A 14,760-nucleotide genomic window follows, 5' to 3' on the forward strand; every position below is an offset into this window, starting at 1 on the left:
GCCCGCGATGGCGGTGGATCAGTGGCATCAATGTCTGCTGACACTCCGCAATCGCGGGCAAGCCCGGCTCCCACAGTGGGTAGGTGCCGTCTGTAGGACCATCGAAACTTTCTGCCAAATTCCACAGTCATCCAAAAACGGAGGTCACTCGACACCCAACCCACGGGAGCAACCATGACCCACCCGGAGCTGATGCCCATCACGCCCACCGAAACCATCACCCGCTTCAGGGTGCTGACGGTCAACACCCACAAGGGCTTCACCGCGCTCAACCGGCGTTTCATCCTGCCCGAGCTGCGGGAGGCGATTCGCAGCGTGGCCGCCGACGTGGTGTTCCTCCAGGAAATCCACGGCACCCACGAGCGCCATCCCAAGCGCTACAGCAACTGGCCGAGCATGCCGCAGTACGAGTTCCTCGCCGACAGCATCTGGCCGCAGTTCGCCTACGGCCGCAACGCGGTGTATCCCCATGGCGACCACGGCAATGCATTGCTGTCGAAATTCCAGATCATCCGCTATGACAACCTCGACATTTCCCAGAGCGGTCACGAAAGCCGCGGGCTGCTGCATTGTGTGCTGCGCCTGCCGGGCAACGTGCAGGAGGTGCATGCTATCTGCGTGCACCTGGGGCTGCGGGAAGTACATCGCCAGCAGCAACTGCGCCTGATCGCGCAGCGGATCGCCGAGATTCCAGCCGACGCGCCGGTGATTGTCGCCGGTGACTTCAATGACTGGCGCCAGCGCGCGGATCTTGCCCACTGCGGCCTGCGGGAAGTGTTTATCGAAACCCAGGGCAAGCCGGCCCGCACCTTCCCGGCACGCTTGCCGTTGCTGCCCCTGGACCGCATCTATGTGCGCAACCTCAAGGTGCATCAGCCGCAGGTGCTGACCAGCCGTCCGTGGTCGCATTTGTCGGATCACGCGCCGCTGTCGGTGGAGATCGAGCTATGAACAGCGCACCACTGGAAAAGGTCGCGGTGGAACACATCGCCACCGATCAGCCGCCGGACGACGCAGTGGCCAAGGACCTGGATTACGGCTGGCAGAGTGACAACCAGATTGAGTTGCTGGAGAACGGCGAGGCCTACTTCCCCAAGGTGTTCGAGGCGATGCGCCAGGCCCAGCGGGAGATCTTGCTGGAGACCTTTATCCTGTTCGAAGACAAGGTCGGCCACGAACTAAAAGGCATTTTGATCGAGGCGGCGCAGCGTGGCGTGAAGGTGGTCGCGAGCCTCGATGGCTTTGGTTGCGGCGAGCTGAGCCCGGGGTTTCTCGGCGAGCTGAGCCAGGCCGGCGTGACCGTGCAGATGTTCGACCCGGCGAGCAAGACTTTGGGCTTTCGCACCAACTGGTTTCGCCGCCTGCACCGCAAGATTGTGGTGGTGGATGCCAGCGTGGCGTTTATCGGCGGGATCAATTTTTCGGCCGATCACCTGGGGGATTTCGGCCCCGAGGCCAAGCAGGATTATGCCGTGCAGGTACAAGGCCCGGCCGTGGCCGACCTGCATCATTTCGCCCTCGCACAAAGTGGCCGGCGCGTGCGCAAGCGCCGTGGCTGGCGGCGCGAGCAACGGCCGTCGCCATGGGCGGCAGGCGAAGGCGATGGCCTGGTGCGGCTGATTTACCGGGACAATCTGCAACACCGTACCGACATCGAAGAAGCCTACCTGCACGCCCTGCGCAAGGCTCAGCGGCGGGTAGTCATCGCCAACGCGTACTTCTTCCCCGGCTACCGCCTGCTGCGGGAAATCCGCAATGCCGCGCGCCGTGGCGTACAGGTGCAATTGATCATGCAGGGCCAGCCGGATGTGCTGCTGGCGAAGCTGGCGGCACGCATGTTGTATGACTATTTGCTCAAGGAAGGCGTGGTGATCCACGAGTACTGCCAACGCCCGTTGCACGGCAAGGTGGCTTTGGTGGACGAGCAATGGAGCACCGTGGGTTCGAGCAACCTCGACCCGCTGAGCCTGTCGCTGAACCTTGAGGCCAATGTGCTGATTCGGGATCGCGGCTTCAATCAACAGTTGTTCGAACGCCTGGAATACCTGAGCCGGAACCACTGCAAGACCATGCCGGAAAACCGCACGCCTCGCGGCTGGTTCTGGCGGGTGACGGTGGGGTTTGTGGTGTTCCATGTGCTGCGGCATTTTCCCTCGTGGACCGGCTGGTTGCCGGCCCACAAGCCGAGGTTGAAACCCTTCGTCCATGAGGAGCGCCCGGACCATGACCCAAGCTCGCACCGCTGAAGAAAGCGCCCAACCCGGCTTTTTGAAGCGCTGGAAAAAACCGCTGACGGTGGTGTTTTTCCTGGTGCTGATCGTGTTGTTCACCCTGCTCGCCCGGCGTATCGACTGGAGCGAAGTGTTCGACACCCTCGGGAATTTCAAGCTTCGCACCCTGCTCATCGCGGGTGCGCTGACCCTGTGCAGTTTCCTGGTGTATTCATGCTTCGACCTGATCGGCCGCACCTACATCCGCCAGCCGTTGCGCTGGAAGCAGATCCTGCCGGTGGGCATCATCAGCTATGCCTTCAACCTCAACCTGAGCGCCTGGGTCGGCGGCATCGCCATGCGCTACCGGCTGTATTCACGGTTGGGGGTGAGCAGCGGGAACATCGCGAAGATTCTCGGGCTGAGCCTGGCCACCAATTGGTTCGGCTACATGGCGATTGCCGGCGCGGTGTTCAGCAGCGGGCTGGTGACCTTGCCGCCAGGGTGGAAGCTCAGCAGTGGCGCGCTGCAAGGCGTTGGCGTGCTGTTGGTACTGGCGAGCCTGGGTTATCTGCTGGCCTGTCGCTTGTCGAAAAAGCGCGCGTGGTCGGTACGCGGGATTGAAATCAGCCTGCCGTCGTTGCGTATGGCCGTGTTGCAATTGGCACTCGGCGCGCTGAACTGGTCGCTGATGGCGGCGGTGATTTTCACCCTGCTGCCCAAGCAACTGGATTACCCGGTGGTGCTCGGGGTGTTGTTGATCAGCAGCATCGCCGGGGTGGTCACGCATATCCCTGCGGGGCTTGGGGTGCTGGAGGCGGTATTTATCGCCCTGCTGCAGCACGAAGCCTCCCGCGGCAGCCTGCTCGCGGGATTGATCGCCTATCGCGCGATCTACTTCATCCTGCCGCTGCTGGTGGCCCTGGTGATGTACCTCGCGGTGGAAGCCAAGGCCAAGGCGCTACGGGTGAAGAAGACGCCTACGACTGGATGATGCTCAAGCGCTCGCCCACCACCATCTCGGTGATCCAGTCCACCAGGATCGAGGTGTAGGCTTGCTGGGAAACCGGGTCACTCAGGGAGTGATCCGCACCGTCGATAATCCGGTGGGTCAGCGAGTGCGTGTGCTGGCAGGCGGCGCGGTAGCTCATGATGGTGGCGTGGGGCACGTGGTCGTCGGTTTCCGACTCGACGATCAGCACATCGCCGGTAAACGCCGCGCAGGCATGCAACGCACGATTGGTTTCGGCGTGCACAAAGGTCCCGCGATAATCCATCAAGTCGGCCTTGTCGAGATCACGCTTGGGCTTGAGCCATTCTTGGTCGCGGTACAGCGCCGGCACCCGCAGCGCCAGCCAGCGCACGGGCCGCAGCGAGGTGAGGATGGCGGCCAGGTAACCGCCGTAGCTGGTGCCCACCACCGCCACCGCCGAGGTGTCGATGGCCGGGTGTGACAGCAGGCGGTCGTAGGCGGCCAGCAGGTCGCGCAGGTTGTCTTCGCGGGTGACGCGGGACAGCGGAATGCCGGTGCCGGCGTGGCCGCGCAAGTCGAAGGTCAGGCACACACAACCAAGCCCGGCGATGCCCTTGGCGCGTTCCAGGTCGCGCTCCTGGCTACCGCCCCAGCCGTGCACAAACAACACCCCCGGCACTTTCGATTTGGGACTGAGGAAGGTCCCGCTCATCTGTTCGTCGTCGATATCAATGGCGATGGTTTCGCTTCTAGCCGTCATAAGATTTAACCGTCACGTACTTGAGAAGAAAGTCGCTGTTTTCCGCCGGCCCCCGGTACACCTCGATCGCGTCCGCCGGCAGCGGCTGGTCGACGTAGGTTTCTACCGAAGACACATAGATCGCCCGCAGCCCGGCGTTGTTGACGAAGCTTTGCAGCGCCGCGACTTCCGCGCTGCTGGCCCCGCCCATGCGCCAGGATTGCTCCAGCACGCCGCTGCGGCGCTGGCCGTCGCTGTCCAGGCCTTGGGCGATGTCGTAATTGCGCCGCGAGGCGTAGAACCCGGGATAGGCCTCGTCCGCCGCGTTGTCGAAGGTTTGCGCCTGTTCGATGGCCAGGCGCACGTCATCGGGCAGGTCGAGCTTGAGCAGGTCTTCGTAGTAACCCTGGACCACCAACAGGTTGGAACCACCATAGACCTCTTCGCCCTGCCCGTCCCGGGTCAGGTATTGATCACCGCAGTAGCTGATGACGTGCTCGCCGATAAAACTCTGGCCGACGCTGTGGGTGACCACCTCATGCAGGTCTTGCTCCAGCACCACACCGTCGGTGAACAATTGCGCTGCATCAGGGCGCGCGAGGATGGCGTCGAATTCATCGAGGCTGCGGATCACTTCCTGGCCGCGACCGGCACAGGCATGCACGGGCTTGAGGCGGATCGGGCCGGTGTACAGCAAGTGGGTGGCCGCCGGCCGAGCGTCTTCGAGGGCGAACACGCTCAAGCCATCCAGCACCACATTGCGGATGCGCTCGGAAAACAACGGCGACCAGCCTTGCGGCGCCACCGCATTTTTATTCAGCAAGCCGTGGCTGATGGCCTTGGTGCAGATGAAGTCGTGGTCGACATAACCGCCCCATAAGTCTTCGGGGCCTTTGACGCCCAACTGCCGGGCCTGGGCCACGCCGACCAGGGTCTGGGTGGGTAACAGGTAGAGATCGCGCCCACTGTGCAGCTCGGGGTTATAGCTGCCGCCATATTTGAACCCAAGGATATGCGCCAGCCAGCGGGCCAGGGCGCGGTTGGTTTCGACTTCGTGCAACGGCGCTTGCGGTCGGATTGAATGCGCCACCACGATTTTCTTGCGATTTGTCGGGGTCATGCGTCCCCCTTGGCTGTCCTGCCATGTGTGTAGGGAGACGGTTGCAGGGATCAAGCCAAGGCGGGGTTTAGTTAAACCCGCCGGGAATCAAACAGTTGCGGAAAAAACGATGGCACTTGGCCTGTTTTATTCTGCACGAAGGGCATCCGGTGTCGCGGCGTTCTGCACGATTCAGCCCTGGGTCTTGGTCGGTGTCACCCCAAAACGGCTGCGGTAATCGCTTGGCGCCAGCCCGGTGATTTTCTTGAAGGTGGCGCGAAAGGCGCCCGGATCCTGGTAGCCGACAGTCCAGGCTATGTGGTCAATGGTGCCGTTGGTGAACTCGAGCATCTGCCGCGCCTTGCCGACCCGCAGGTGCTGGCAGTACTCGGTGGGTTTCAACCCCGTGGCAGCGCGGAACCGCCGCAGGAACGTGCGCTCTTCAAGCCCCGCCTCCTGAGCCATCGCAGCCAATGAAACATCCACCGCACCACTGGCCTGCAGCCAATGCTGCACCTTGAGAATCGCCGCGTCGCCATGGGCGAGGATCGGCGCAAAGTTGCTGCCGCACTCACTGGCGCTGTCGCTGTGTTCGATCACCAGGAACCGCGCGGTGCTCGCGGCGATGCTCGGGCCGAGAAGGCGGTCTACCAGGCGCAGGCCCAGTTCGGACCAGGCCATCAGCCCGGCGGTGGTGATCAGGTCGCCGTCGTCGACGATAGGCTTGTCAGCTTCCAGGCGAATCGCCGGATAGCGCTCAGCGAAAGACTTGGCCGAGGTCCAGTGAGTGGTGGCACTGCGCCCGTCCAGCAGGCCACTTTCCGCCAGCAGGATCGAGCCCACGCACACCCCGCCCAGAATGGTCCCGGTGCGGTGTTGCTGGCGTAGCCAATCCAGCAATTCGGAGGAGGCCTGGCCCTCGGAAAAGCCGGCGATGGAAGGTGGAATCAGCAAGGCCGTAAGCGCTTGCACGGTACCGGGCTGAGTGTCGAACACACGGGTCGGCGCCTGGCCGGTTTCAGCCTGCCAATGGCTGATGCGCAGCGACGGCAATTGCGCGGACTGATGCTCGGCCGCAATCCGGTTGGCCACCGCGAACAGGTCGGTCAAGCCATGCACGGCGGCCATTTGCGCACCGCTGTAGATCAGCACGCCCAGTTCGACGATTGCCATTGTCAGTTTTCCCTCTGTTATTGTCGGTGCGGCCAATCCCCAGGCGCCACGCCAGCCAAGATACTGGACGCATCAACCATCACAAGGAAAACCAACATGGCCAAGCAAGCGCTCATCCTAATCGATATCCAGAACGACTACTTCCCCGAGGGCAAGTGGCCGCTTGACGGTGTGGACGCAGCAGCAGACAAGGCGCAGCAAGTGCTCCAGGCGTTCCGCCAGGCGGGCGATGCGGTGATTCACGTGCGGCACGAATTCACCTCCGACGACGCGCCCTTCTTCACCCCCGGCTCGGAAGGTGCGCATTTGCACCCCAAGGTCCTGAACCAGGCGGACGAGCCGGTGGTGCTCAAGCATTTCGTCAATGCGTTCCGCGAAACCAACCTGCGAGCGCTGCTGGAACAACGCAGCATCACCGAGTTGGTGGTGGTGGGCAGCATGAGCCACATGTGCATCGACGGCGTGGTGCGTGCAGCGGCGGACCTGGGCTACACAGTGACCGTGATCCACGATGCCTGCGCCACTCGGGACCTGGAATTCAATGGCACCACCGTGCCGGCGGCCCAGGTGCATGCGGCGTTTATGTCGTCGCTGGGGTTTGCTTATGCGAGCGTGGTGGCGGCTGAAGCGTATTTGAGCGCACAGGGCTAAACCTGAAACCGTGCGGCCTCACAAGGAGGCCGCCGATCAAAGGGTTTCCTCGAAAATCGCTACCGCCCGCACAAAACCGGCAGAGGCGTGTTTGATCTTGTAGGGGAAACACGACACTTCAAAACCGTGAGCCGGCAGCGCGTCCAGGTTGGCCAGCTTTTCCATCTGCCCATAGCCGATATCCCGTCCCGCCTTGTGCCCTTCCCAGATGATCGAGCTGTCACCGCTGGCCGCAAACCGCGCCCGGGTATGGCTGAACGGTGCGTCCCAACTCCAGGCATCGGTGCCCACCACGCGCACCCCGCGCTCCAGCAAATACAAGGTGCCTTCGCGCCCTATCCCCACGCCTGCGTCCAGGTAGCCCGGCTGGCCGAACAAGGCACCGGCCCGGGTATTCACCAGCACGATGTCCAGCGGCTGCAACACATGGCCGATACGCTGCAGCTCCGCCTCGATTTGTGCAGCGCTGACCACATGGCCGTCCGGCAGGTGGCGAAAATCGAGCTTCACACCAGGGCGCAGGCACCAGTCCAGCGGGATTTCATCAATGCCGTACGCCGGCTTGCCGCAATCGGTGGTCGAGGCGTAATGCCACGGCGCATCCATGTGCGTGCCGCTGTGGGTGGTGATGTTCAGGCGCTCGGCCGCCCAGGCTTCCTGGCCGGGCATGTCGTCGATACACAGGCCCGGAAACATCGCGAGGAGCTCCTGGATGCCGCCCTGGTGGTCGACGTACTCGATCTTCGGCAGCAGCGGTGGCGGGTCGGTGTAGGGGTTGTTTTCAAGGGTGACCGACAGGTCCACCAGACGACGTTTGCGTTCAGTCATGAAAGCGCCTCTTGAGTCAGCAAGGTGGAATCCACCAGGCGCTGGTCGATGGCGCCGAATACCGACTCGCCCTCGCTGTCCAGTGCCTCGATGCGAATGCGGTCGCCGAATTTCATGAACCCGGTCAGCGGCTGCCCATGGTCAATCATCTCGATGGCCCGGCGCTCCGATATACACGCCGAACCCACCGCGCGGTCGACGTTGGACACGGTGCCGGAGCCGATGATGGTGCCCGCACGCAAGCGCCGGGTGCGCGCGGCGTGGGCGATCAGGTCAGCGAAGCTGAAGCTCATCTCGGCGCCATGGGGCGCGCCAAACCAGCTCTGGTTCCAGGTGACGCTCAGGGGCAGGCACACCCGCCCGTTGTTCCAGGCAGCGCCAAGCGCGTGCGGGGTGACGGCCACCGGCGAAAAACTCGACGAGGGCTTGGCCTGGAAAAACCCGAAGCCGGTGCTGACTTCATGCAGCAGGAAGCCCCGCAGGCTGACGTCGTTGACCAACAGCACCAGCCGCACGTATTGCAACGCCTGGTCAGCGGGGCAGCCCATCGGCACCTCATCGACGATCACGGCGAATTCGCCCTCGAAATCGATTCCGTGATTCACATCCGGCAAGGGCACATCGTCGCAAGGCCCGAGGAAGTCGTCGCTGGCGCCCTGGTACATCAACGGAATGCGCTCGTCGGCCATGGGCGGCAGGCTGAAGGCTTTTTGCAGCAGGTGCGCGTGGTTGAGAAACGCCGAACCGTCGCACCACTGATAAGCCCGGGGCAATGGCGCTGCGGCGTGTGTGGGGTCAAACGCAAATGATTCGGGCGCTTGCCCCAGATTAAGCAACTGGTAGTGCCGGCTCAGCACCGGTTCGGCCTCGGCCCAATTCTCCAGCGCCTGTTGCAAGGTCGCAAAAGACGCAGCGATGACCGCGCGGCGCAGGTCTCGGGAGACCACCACCAGTTGGCCGTCGCGATGGCCGTTTTTCAACGTAGCGAGTTTCATCGAGCATTCCTCAGGGAGTAAAACGGTTAATGCAGGACCATGTCGTCCGACACTTGAATCGGATCAAGCAGCCGCACGCCGGCCAGCCTCGGTGCGATCAGCGAAACCAGGGCCGCCAGCAGCAATCCCCAGCCGACCATGGCCACCGCGCCTACACGCCCATCGGACACACCGGACAACGCCATGACCAATAACGGGCTGGCAAACTGGCCGCCGAAAAAGCCCGCGTTGAACAGGCCGGTGCCTTTGCCGCGGTGTTCGAAGCTCAGGGTGGAGAGTGCCCAACTGAGGACCGTGGGCAACGCCAGCCCACCGCCCAGGCCGTTGACCATCACGGCGATGACCGCCGTGCGGTAGTCGACCGCGTTGGCCAGCAGCAAAATGCCGATCCCGGAGACCACAAACGCCAGCGCCAGCAGCAAGCCCGGGCCGAACCGGCTCAGGCGCCGGAAGCACAGGGCACCGACAAACACCGCCGAATGGCCCAGGCCGATGGCCATGCCAATGCGCTGCGGCGAATCAATGCCGATGTGTTCCAGCAGGAAACCGGTTTGTACCGGAACAATGAAGAAGCCCAGGGACGCCAGCACGGTCATGCCGCAAATCACCGACAGCGAGCGCCAGGGAAAACCTGTGCTGCGCGCTACCTCGACCGCCGCGCTGGCGCCCCGCAACGATTCGCGCAACGCCAGGTGCATCAACGGAGCAAGCAGCAGGCCCACGATGTACACCGCAAACGGCAGGCGCCAACCGTGCTCGCCGATGATTCCGCCCAGCATGAAAAACGCGGTGGCCGACAGTGACGTGACAATGGTTTGCCACGAGAGTAATTGCACCCGGTCGCGGCCGTCGAAGTAGTCGCCGATCAGCGCGGTGCAACAGGTCATGATCGCCGCCTCCCCCAGGCCCAGGCCGGCGCGGCTGAGCAGGATCGCGTCGAGGTTATCCAGCACCAGCGGCAGCGGCCCGCAGATGCCATACAGCAGCATCGCCAGCACCAGCAGACGCTTGCGCCCGATGCGGTCGGAGAGCCAGCCGGCGAACGGCGAAAACAACGCGATCATCAGCGCCGGCAACGTCAGCACGATGGGCACCATCAGCCCCACATTGGCGGTACCGGAAAAGTGTTCGGCGATGCGTGGCAACACCGGGGCAATCAACACTCCACCGAGAATCGGCAGGCAACTGCCGAGCAACAACAACGGGCCTGATCCGCGCGGGCGAGGCGCGGGGGCAGCTTGCGAGGACGGGTTCATGCGGGGTTTCCTATTGTTGTTATGGGGTGTTCGGAAGGTGCATCAGGCAGCAGGAAATGCGCCAGGGCCGGCAGCAAAACCAGTGCACCGAGCATGTTCAACAGGAACATGAAGGCCAGCAAAATGCCCATGTCTGCCTGGAACTTGATCGGTGAAAACGCCCAGGTGGCAACACCGACTGCCAGGGTTACACCCGTCAGCATCACCACTTTGCCAGTGAACAGCAGCGCCTGGTAATAGGCTTGGGACAGGCTGTCACCCGCCTTGCGCCGCGCCAGCAAAATGCTCATGACGTACAGCGCGTAGTCCACGCCGATGCCGACGCCCAAGGCGATCACCGGCAAGGTCGCCACCTTGACGCCGATGCCCAGCCACACCATCAGCACCTCGCACAGGATCGAAGTGAGCATCAGCGGCAGGATCACGCAGACCACCGCCGCGAGGGAGCGGAAGGTCAGCAGGCACAGCACGATCACCGCGCCGTAGACCCAGTACAACATGTCGTGATTGGCCTGCTTGACCACGATATTGGTCGCGGCTTCGATGCCCGCATTACCGGCCGCCAGCAGGAACTTCACGTCGGCGGTGTCATTGGCCTGGGCGAAGGCCTCGACTTCGTTCACCAGCCGCGTCAACGTCACGGCTTTGTGGTCACGCAAGTAGGCGTAGAGCGTGAGGGTGTTGCAACTCTGGTTGAACAACTCACGCGGTGCCCGCCCGGTGATGGAGTTGAGCAACGCCTGGTTCCGGGTCAGGTCATACCACTTCGGGTTGCCTTCGCTCATGCCCACCAACAGGCTGCGGTTGAGGCTGGCCAGCGACGCCGTGGACTCCACGCCCGGCAGTTGGCGCAAGCGCCACTCCAACGCATCCACGCGCATCAAGGTGGTGTAGTCGGAACAGGCGCCGTCAGGTGTGCGCACGATCACCGCGAACACATCGCTGCTGGCGCCGTAGTGAGTGACCATAAACCCGTTGTCGCGGTTGTAGCGCGAGTCGGCCCGCAGCTCCGGGGCGCCGGCGTCGAGATCGCCGACTTGCAACTGCTGGCTGACCCACCAGCCGCCGCCGGCCAGCAATGCACTGACCATCAACGTGCCGGTGGCCCAACGGCGCTGGGTGAACCGGTCGAGGAACGCCCACAACGGATGCTTGCGCCCGTGCCGGTCAGCCTCTTCACTGCGCAGGCTGCGCGCGGCGGCCCGGGCACTGACGCCGCAATAGCTGAGGAGAATCGGTAGCAGGATCAGGTTGGTGAACACCAGCACCGCGACCCCAATGCTGGCGATCAATGCCAGGTCCTGGATGACCCTGATGTCGATCAGCATCAACACGCCAAACCCCACCGCGTCACACAGCAAGGCGGTAAGGCCGGCGAGAAACAACCGCCGGAAGGTGAAGCGCGCCGCCACTTGCCGGTGCATGCCGCGCCCGATGTCTTGCATGATGCCGTTCATTTTCTGTGCGCCATGGCTCATGCCGATGGCCAACACCAGAAACGGGACAAGCACCGAATAGGGGTCGAGCTCGAACCCCAGCAATGCCACCAGGCCCAGTTGCCAGACCACCGCAATCAACGAGCAGGCCATCACCAGCAAGGTGCTGCGCAGGCAGCGGGTGAATGCGTAGAGCATCAGGGTGGCGATCAGAATCGCCGCCGCGAAAAACAGCAGCACCTGGCGCAACCCGTCGATCAGGTCGCCTACCACTTTGATGAAACCGGTGATGTGAATCGTCAGGCCCTGAGCCTGGAACTCGCTGCGCAGTTGCTCCAGCTGTTGGGACAACGCGCTGTAGTCGAGGGCTTTGCCGGTTTGCGCATCGATGTCCATCAAGGGCACGAAGATCAGGCTGGAGCGGCCGTCCAGGGCGATGGTCTGGCCGATCTCACCGGAGCGCGTGGCATTGCGGCGCACCGTTTCCAGGCTGCTGGCCGAACCGTCGTAGTCATCAGGGATCACCCGGCCGCCTTCCACGCCCTCCTCGGTCACCGCCATCCAGCGCATGTTGGGGGTCCACAGGGACTTCATGAAGGGCCGGTCGACACCCGGCAGCAAAAATACTTTGTCGTTAAGACGGGCCAGCAACTCCAGGTAATGCGCGTCGTAAATCGTGGTGCCGGGCGCCTCGACGGCGATGCGGACCGCGTTGCCCAACCCGGTGAGTTCCTTTTGGTTGGCCAGGTAATTGGCGATGTAGGGATGCCCCGTGGGGATCATTTTTTCAAAGCTGGCGTTGAGCCCAAGGCGGGTGCTGGCGGCGCCGAGGCCCAGGGTCAACAGCAGGCACAGCCACAGCACCAGGCTGCGATGGTTGAACAGTGCCCGCTCAATCAGCGAGCCGGAATGGCGGTCGAAGTCCTGAAGACTGTGCTCGGGGCCACGCCGCAGGTCGAGCGGATTACGAAGATGCGTCATTGCCCGTTCACCTGTTCCAATCGTTTGATGCCGCGCGCGCCCACCACGACCCACTGGCCGTCGCCCGCCTGACTGAGGGCCGCCACCGCGCCAACGGCCGGCAGCCCTTGCTCGCGTAAAGCATCGCCCTCGGCGCTGAGTAAAAGGTGGCCACTCTGGTCAGCGAGCATCACACCGGCGCGGGTTGAACGCGCTGCGACCACGCTGCTGTTGAACGGGTTATTCACCGCCTGCCATTGCCGGCCCTGATCGCTACTGCGCCAGACATTCCCGCGCAATCCCGCCACCAGAACCGAACCATCGGCTGCCAGGTTCAGGGTAAAAAAACTGCCGTCGTACGGGCTCGGCAACCGCGAGAAATGCGCGCCGCCGTCTGCGGATGTCCACAACGTGCCCTGTTCTCCCGCGACGAAAATCCGTGGGCCTTGAACAGCGATCGCGTACAGGTGATTGCCCGCCGGGTTGTCCAGGCGGTCGACCCAGGACTGCCAGCTCACGCCACCGTCTTCGGTATGCAGGATCAGGCCGAAAGCCCCCACCACAGTGCCTTGCCGTTCGTTGCTGAAATGCACGGCCAGCCAGGGTTTGTCGGCACCGTCTGCAACAAACCCCTGGGCCACCTTGAGTTGCCGCGCGGAGGCCTCCGGCGCCGCACGCACGGCATCGAGTACGCGTTGGGCGGCGGCGTTGCCGTCCAGTTGGAGCTGCCAGCTTTCACCACCGTCCACGGTGTGCAGGACCACGCCGGCATGCCCCACTGCCCAGCCTTGCGAGGCGGTGGCAAAGCTGACCGAGGTCAGGCTTGCGCTGGTGGGCACCGGGGCCTGACGCCAGTGTTGGCCGCCGTCGTCCGAAAGCACGATCAAGCCCTGCTCACCGACGGCCACCAGGCGTTTTCCAGCCTGGGTGATATCGATGAGCACTGCCTGGGTGGGCGCCGCCACCTGCAACGCCGGGCGCTGCAGTACATCACTGACGGGCGCCTCGGCAGCATGGGCTGCCAGGCAAATGCCCAGCACGCCCAGCGCCAGCCATACGGGTTGCCCACGCATCAACGCACACCATCGGCCGCCAGGCCGTCCGGGCTGAAGTCACTGTCGGGGAACGGTGCAACCACATCGTTGTGCACGCGTTTTTCGGTGACCACGTTGTGGGCCATCCAGGCACCGGTCTGCAGGTCGTATTGGCCGTATAAACCACGCACCAGCCCGGGCAATTGCGGCATCAGGTACGGCAGTTGAAAGTAGGTGCGCCACAATTGGTGGTTGGCGTCCCAGCTGTCGCCGAGTACGGCCATCCAGGTGTCTTCGTCTACGTAGAAGCGGCGCTTGGGCATGCTGTGGCGTTTGCCGGCGACCAGGTTGCCTTCAATCACCCACACGCGATGCAGTTCCCAGCGCATGTGATCGGGGTTGAGGAAACGTTCGCCGAGGATCGCGTCGTCCTTGGCCGGTTGCAGGATCTTGTTGCTGTTGTAGGGAATCAACATTTCTTGCTTGCCGACGATCTTCCAGTCATAGCGGTCGAGCGGGCCGGTGAATACCGAGACCTCGTCGAAGTTGGCCACACCGGAACTGGTGGGCGTGGGCGTGTCGTAAGACGACACCGGCAGTTTGCGCACACGGCGCTGGCCGGCCAGGTAGACCCAGGATTGCGGGCCGCCGTTGGCATAATCCAGCGGCTCACGGCCCAGCAAGGCTTCACCGGCACGTTGCGGCGGGCCGAGGTTGACCAGGCGGGTCATCCAGTACACCCCTTTGTATTCGGGTTTACCGTCCTGGAAGTAATACGGCATCTCGCGCTGCGCCTGTACGGTGGCCGACAGAATGCGCTGGCCGCTGGCGGTGATCACGTACACGTTGTAGTCGTTCTTCCAGGCCACACCGCGCCAGCTCAGGTGATGGTTCCAGATCACTTCGGCGCCGGTGGTCGGGATCGGGAACGGAATGCCGCCACTGGCGCCTTCCAGGGTGTTGCCCTCATGGGTGAGGTGCGCGGCCGTGGCGTTTTTCAGGGTGTTGTCGTAGACCCATTGGGGCGCGGCGGCGGTGCGCCGGCTCGGGTACACGTCGATGCGGTAGGTCGGGTATTTGGCGAACAGCGCTTTTTGCCCGTCGCTGAGCTTGTCGGCGTACTGCGCGACGTTTTGCGGGGTGACCGAGTACAGCGGTTTGTCGCTGGCAAAGTAGTCCGGCAGGCGCGGGCCCGGGTTGACGCCAGCCGGCACCTGGGTAAAACCCTTGTCCCACGCGGGAATACTGCCATCGGCGTTGCCGGCGCGCTCGGCGCCCAAGGGGGTGAGCGTGGCCTTGAGTTGCTGGGCCTGGGCGTCGGTTGCAGCCCAGCCTGCGGGCGCGACGGCCACCAACAGACCCGCGAGCATCAACGGTTGGAGTTTCATGAAACGCACCTCTGTTTA

General features: G+C 63.4%; 13 protein-coding genes. 4 read left to right on the plus strand and 9 right to left on the minus strand.

Features of this window, described 5'->3' with window-relative positions; all coding sequences use genetic code 11:
• Positions 1–174: 174 nt before the first annotated feature.
• The 3 genes from M2400_RS12165 to M2400_RS12175 are packed head-to-tail and all read left to right on the plus strand — an operon-like array spanning position 175 to position 3,204.
• Positions 175–951 (plus strand): endonuclease/exonuclease/phosphatase family protein, encoded by a 777-nt coding sequence (locus M2400_RS12165; protein WP_177046132.1) that lies wholly within the window; start codon positions 175–177, stop codon positions 949–951.
• A complete protein-coding gene (gene clsB, locus M2400_RS12170) occupies positions 948–2,246 on the plus strand; it encodes a cardiolipin synthase ClsB (protein ID WP_177046133.1) in 1,299 nt (432 codons plus the stop codon). Before M2400_RS12165 ends, clsB begins: the two co-directional genes overlap by 4 nt.
• Positions 2,224–3,204, plus strand: coding sequence for a lysylphosphatidylglycerol synthase domain-containing protein (locus M2400_RS12175; RefSeq protein ID WP_177078083.1), 981 nt, complete (start codon positions 2,224–2,226; stop codon positions 3,202–3,204). Before clsB ends, M2400_RS12175 begins: the two co-directional genes overlap by 23 nt.
• Here the strand turns inward: M2400_RS12175 and M2400_RS12180 are convergent.
• From M2400_RS12180 to M2400_RS12190, 3 genes are all read right to left on the minus strand, one after another.
• On the minus strand, positions 3,191–3,943 hold the full coding sequence (locus M2400_RS12180) for a S9 family peptidase (RefSeq protein ID WP_177078085.1): 753 nt from the start codon (positions 3,941–3,943) through the stop codon (positions 3,191–3,193). The two genes, M2400_RS12175 and M2400_RS12180, sit on opposite strands and share 14 nt — an antisense overlap.
• The gene (locus M2400_RS12185) at positions 3,933–5,042 is read right to left on the minus strand and encodes a DUF3182 family protein (RefSeq protein ID WP_259196645.1); all 1,110 of its coding nucleotides are present in this window, start codon (positions 5,040–5,042) and stop codon (positions 3,933–3,935) included. Before M2400_RS12185 ends, M2400_RS12180 begins: the two co-directional genes overlap by 11 nt.
• Before the next feature lie 171 nt (positions 5,043–5,213).
• Positions 5,214–6,194 (minus strand): GlxA family transcriptional regulator, encoded by a 981-nt coding sequence (locus M2400_RS12190; RefSeq protein ID WP_259196644.1) that lies wholly within the window; start codon positions 6,192–6,194, stop codon positions 5,214–5,216.
• Between the two features lie 96 nt (positions 6,195–6,290).
• Between M2400_RS12190 and M2400_RS12195 the strand changes: the two genes are divergently transcribed.
• A complete protein-coding gene (locus M2400_RS12195) occupies positions 6,291–6,845 on the plus strand; it encodes a cysteine hydrolase family protein (RefSeq protein WP_259196642.1) in 555 nt (184 codons plus the stop codon).
• Between the two features lie 36 nt (positions 6,846–6,881).
• Here the strand turns inward: M2400_RS12195 and M2400_RS12200 are convergent, their stop codons facing one another.
• Genes M2400_RS12200 through M2400_RS12225 form a run of 6 tightly spaced genes read right to left on the minus strand, consistent with a single transcriptional unit; the run spans position 6,882 to position 14,742 of the window.
• The gene (locus M2400_RS12200) at positions 6,882–7,673 is read right to left on the minus strand and encodes a cyclase family protein (RefSeq protein ID WP_259196640.1); all 792 of its coding nucleotides are present in this window, start codon (positions 7,671–7,673) and stop codon (positions 6,882–6,884) included.
• Entirely contained in the window at positions 7,670–8,668 is a 999-nt protein-coding gene (locus M2400_RS12205) for a fumarylacetoacetate hydrolase family protein (RefSeq protein WP_259196638.1), read from the minus strand. Before M2400_RS12205 ends, M2400_RS12200 begins: the two co-directional genes overlap by 4 nt.
• A gap of 26 nt (positions 8,669–8,694) precedes the next feature.
• Positions 8,695–9,924 (minus strand): MFS transporter, encoded by a 1,230-nt coding sequence (locus M2400_RS12210; protein ID WP_259196637.1) that lies wholly within the window; start codon positions 9,922–9,924, stop codon positions 8,695–8,697.
• A complete protein-coding gene (locus M2400_RS12215; protein WP_259196636.1) occupies positions 9,921–12,341 on the minus strand; it encodes an RND family transporter in 2,421 nt (806 codons plus the stop codon). The genes M2400_RS12210 and M2400_RS12215 overlap by 4 nt, the downstream gene beginning before the upstream one ends.
• A complete protein-coding gene (locus M2400_RS12220; protein WP_259196635.1) occupies positions 12,338–13,393 on the minus strand; it encodes a YCF48-related protein in 1,056 nt (351 codons plus the stop codon). The genes M2400_RS12215 and M2400_RS12220 overlap by 4 nt, the downstream gene beginning before the upstream one ends.
• Positions 13,393–14,742: a DUF1329 domain-containing protein gene (locus M2400_RS12225; protein ID WP_259196634.1), complete on the minus strand. Its 1,350-nt coding sequence runs from the start codon at positions 14,740–14,742 to the stop codon at positions 13,393–13,395. Before M2400_RS12225 ends, M2400_RS12220 begins: the two co-directional genes overlap by 1 nt.
• Positions 14,743–14,760 lie beyond the last annotated feature (18 nt).

The organism is Pseudomonas sp. BIGb0558 (assembly GCF_024807515.1).
GTDB classification, from domain to species: Bacteria; Pseudomonadota; Gammaproteobacteria; order Pseudomonadales; family Pseudomonadaceae; genus Aquipseudomonas; species Aquipseudomonas yamanorum_A.

Coding starts and splice junctions, on each gene's coding strand:
- M2400_RS12210 (WP_259196637.1), bottom strand. CDS start 9,924: ATGAACCCGTCCTCGCAAGCTGCCCCCGCGCCTCGCCCGCGCGGATCA.
- M2400_RS12190 (WP_259196644.1), bottom strand. CDS start 6,194: ATGGCAATCGTCGAACTGGGCGTGCTGATCTACAGCGGTGCGCAAATG.
- M2400_RS12215 (WP_259196636.1), bottom strand. CDS start 12,341: ATGACGCATCTTCGTAATCCGCTCGACCTGCGGCGTGGCCCCGAGCAC.
- M2400_RS12195 (WP_259196642.1), top strand. CDS start 6,291: ATGGCCAAGCAAGCGCTCATCCTAATCGATATCCAGAACGACTACTTC.
- M2400_RS12220 (WP_259196635.1), bottom strand. CDS start 13,393: ATGCGTGGGCAACCCGTATGGCTGGCGCTGGGCGTGCTGGGCATTTGC.
- M2400_RS12205 (WP_259196638.1), bottom strand. CDS start 8,668: ATGAAACTCGCTACGTTGAAAAACGGCCATCGCGACGGCCAACTGGTG.
- M2400_RS12225 (WP_259196634.1), bottom strand. CDS start 14,742: ATGAAACTCCAACCGTTGATGCTCGCGGGTCTGTTGGTGGCCGTCGCG.
- M2400_RS12185 (WP_259196645.1), bottom strand. CDS start 5,042: ATGACCCCGACAAATCGCAAGAAAATCGTGGTGGCGCATTCAATCCGA.
- clsB (WP_177046133.1), top strand. CDS start 948: ATGAACAGCGCACCACTGGAAAAGGTCGCGGTGGAACACATCGCCACC.
- M2400_RS12180 (WP_177078085.1), bottom strand. CDS start 3,943: ATGACGGCTAGAAGCGAAACCATCGCCATTGATATCGACGACGAACAG.
- M2400_RS12165 (WP_177046132.1), top strand. CDS start 175: ATGACCCACCCGGAGCTGATGCCCATCACGCCCACCGAAACCATCACC.
- M2400_RS12175 (WP_177078083.1), top strand. CDS start 2,224: ATGACCCAAGCTCGCACCGCTGAAGAAAGCGCCCAACCCGGCTTTTTG.
- M2400_RS12200 (WP_259196640.1), bottom strand. CDS start 7,673: ATGACTGAACGCAAACGTCGTCTGGTGGACCTGTCGGTCACCCTTGAA.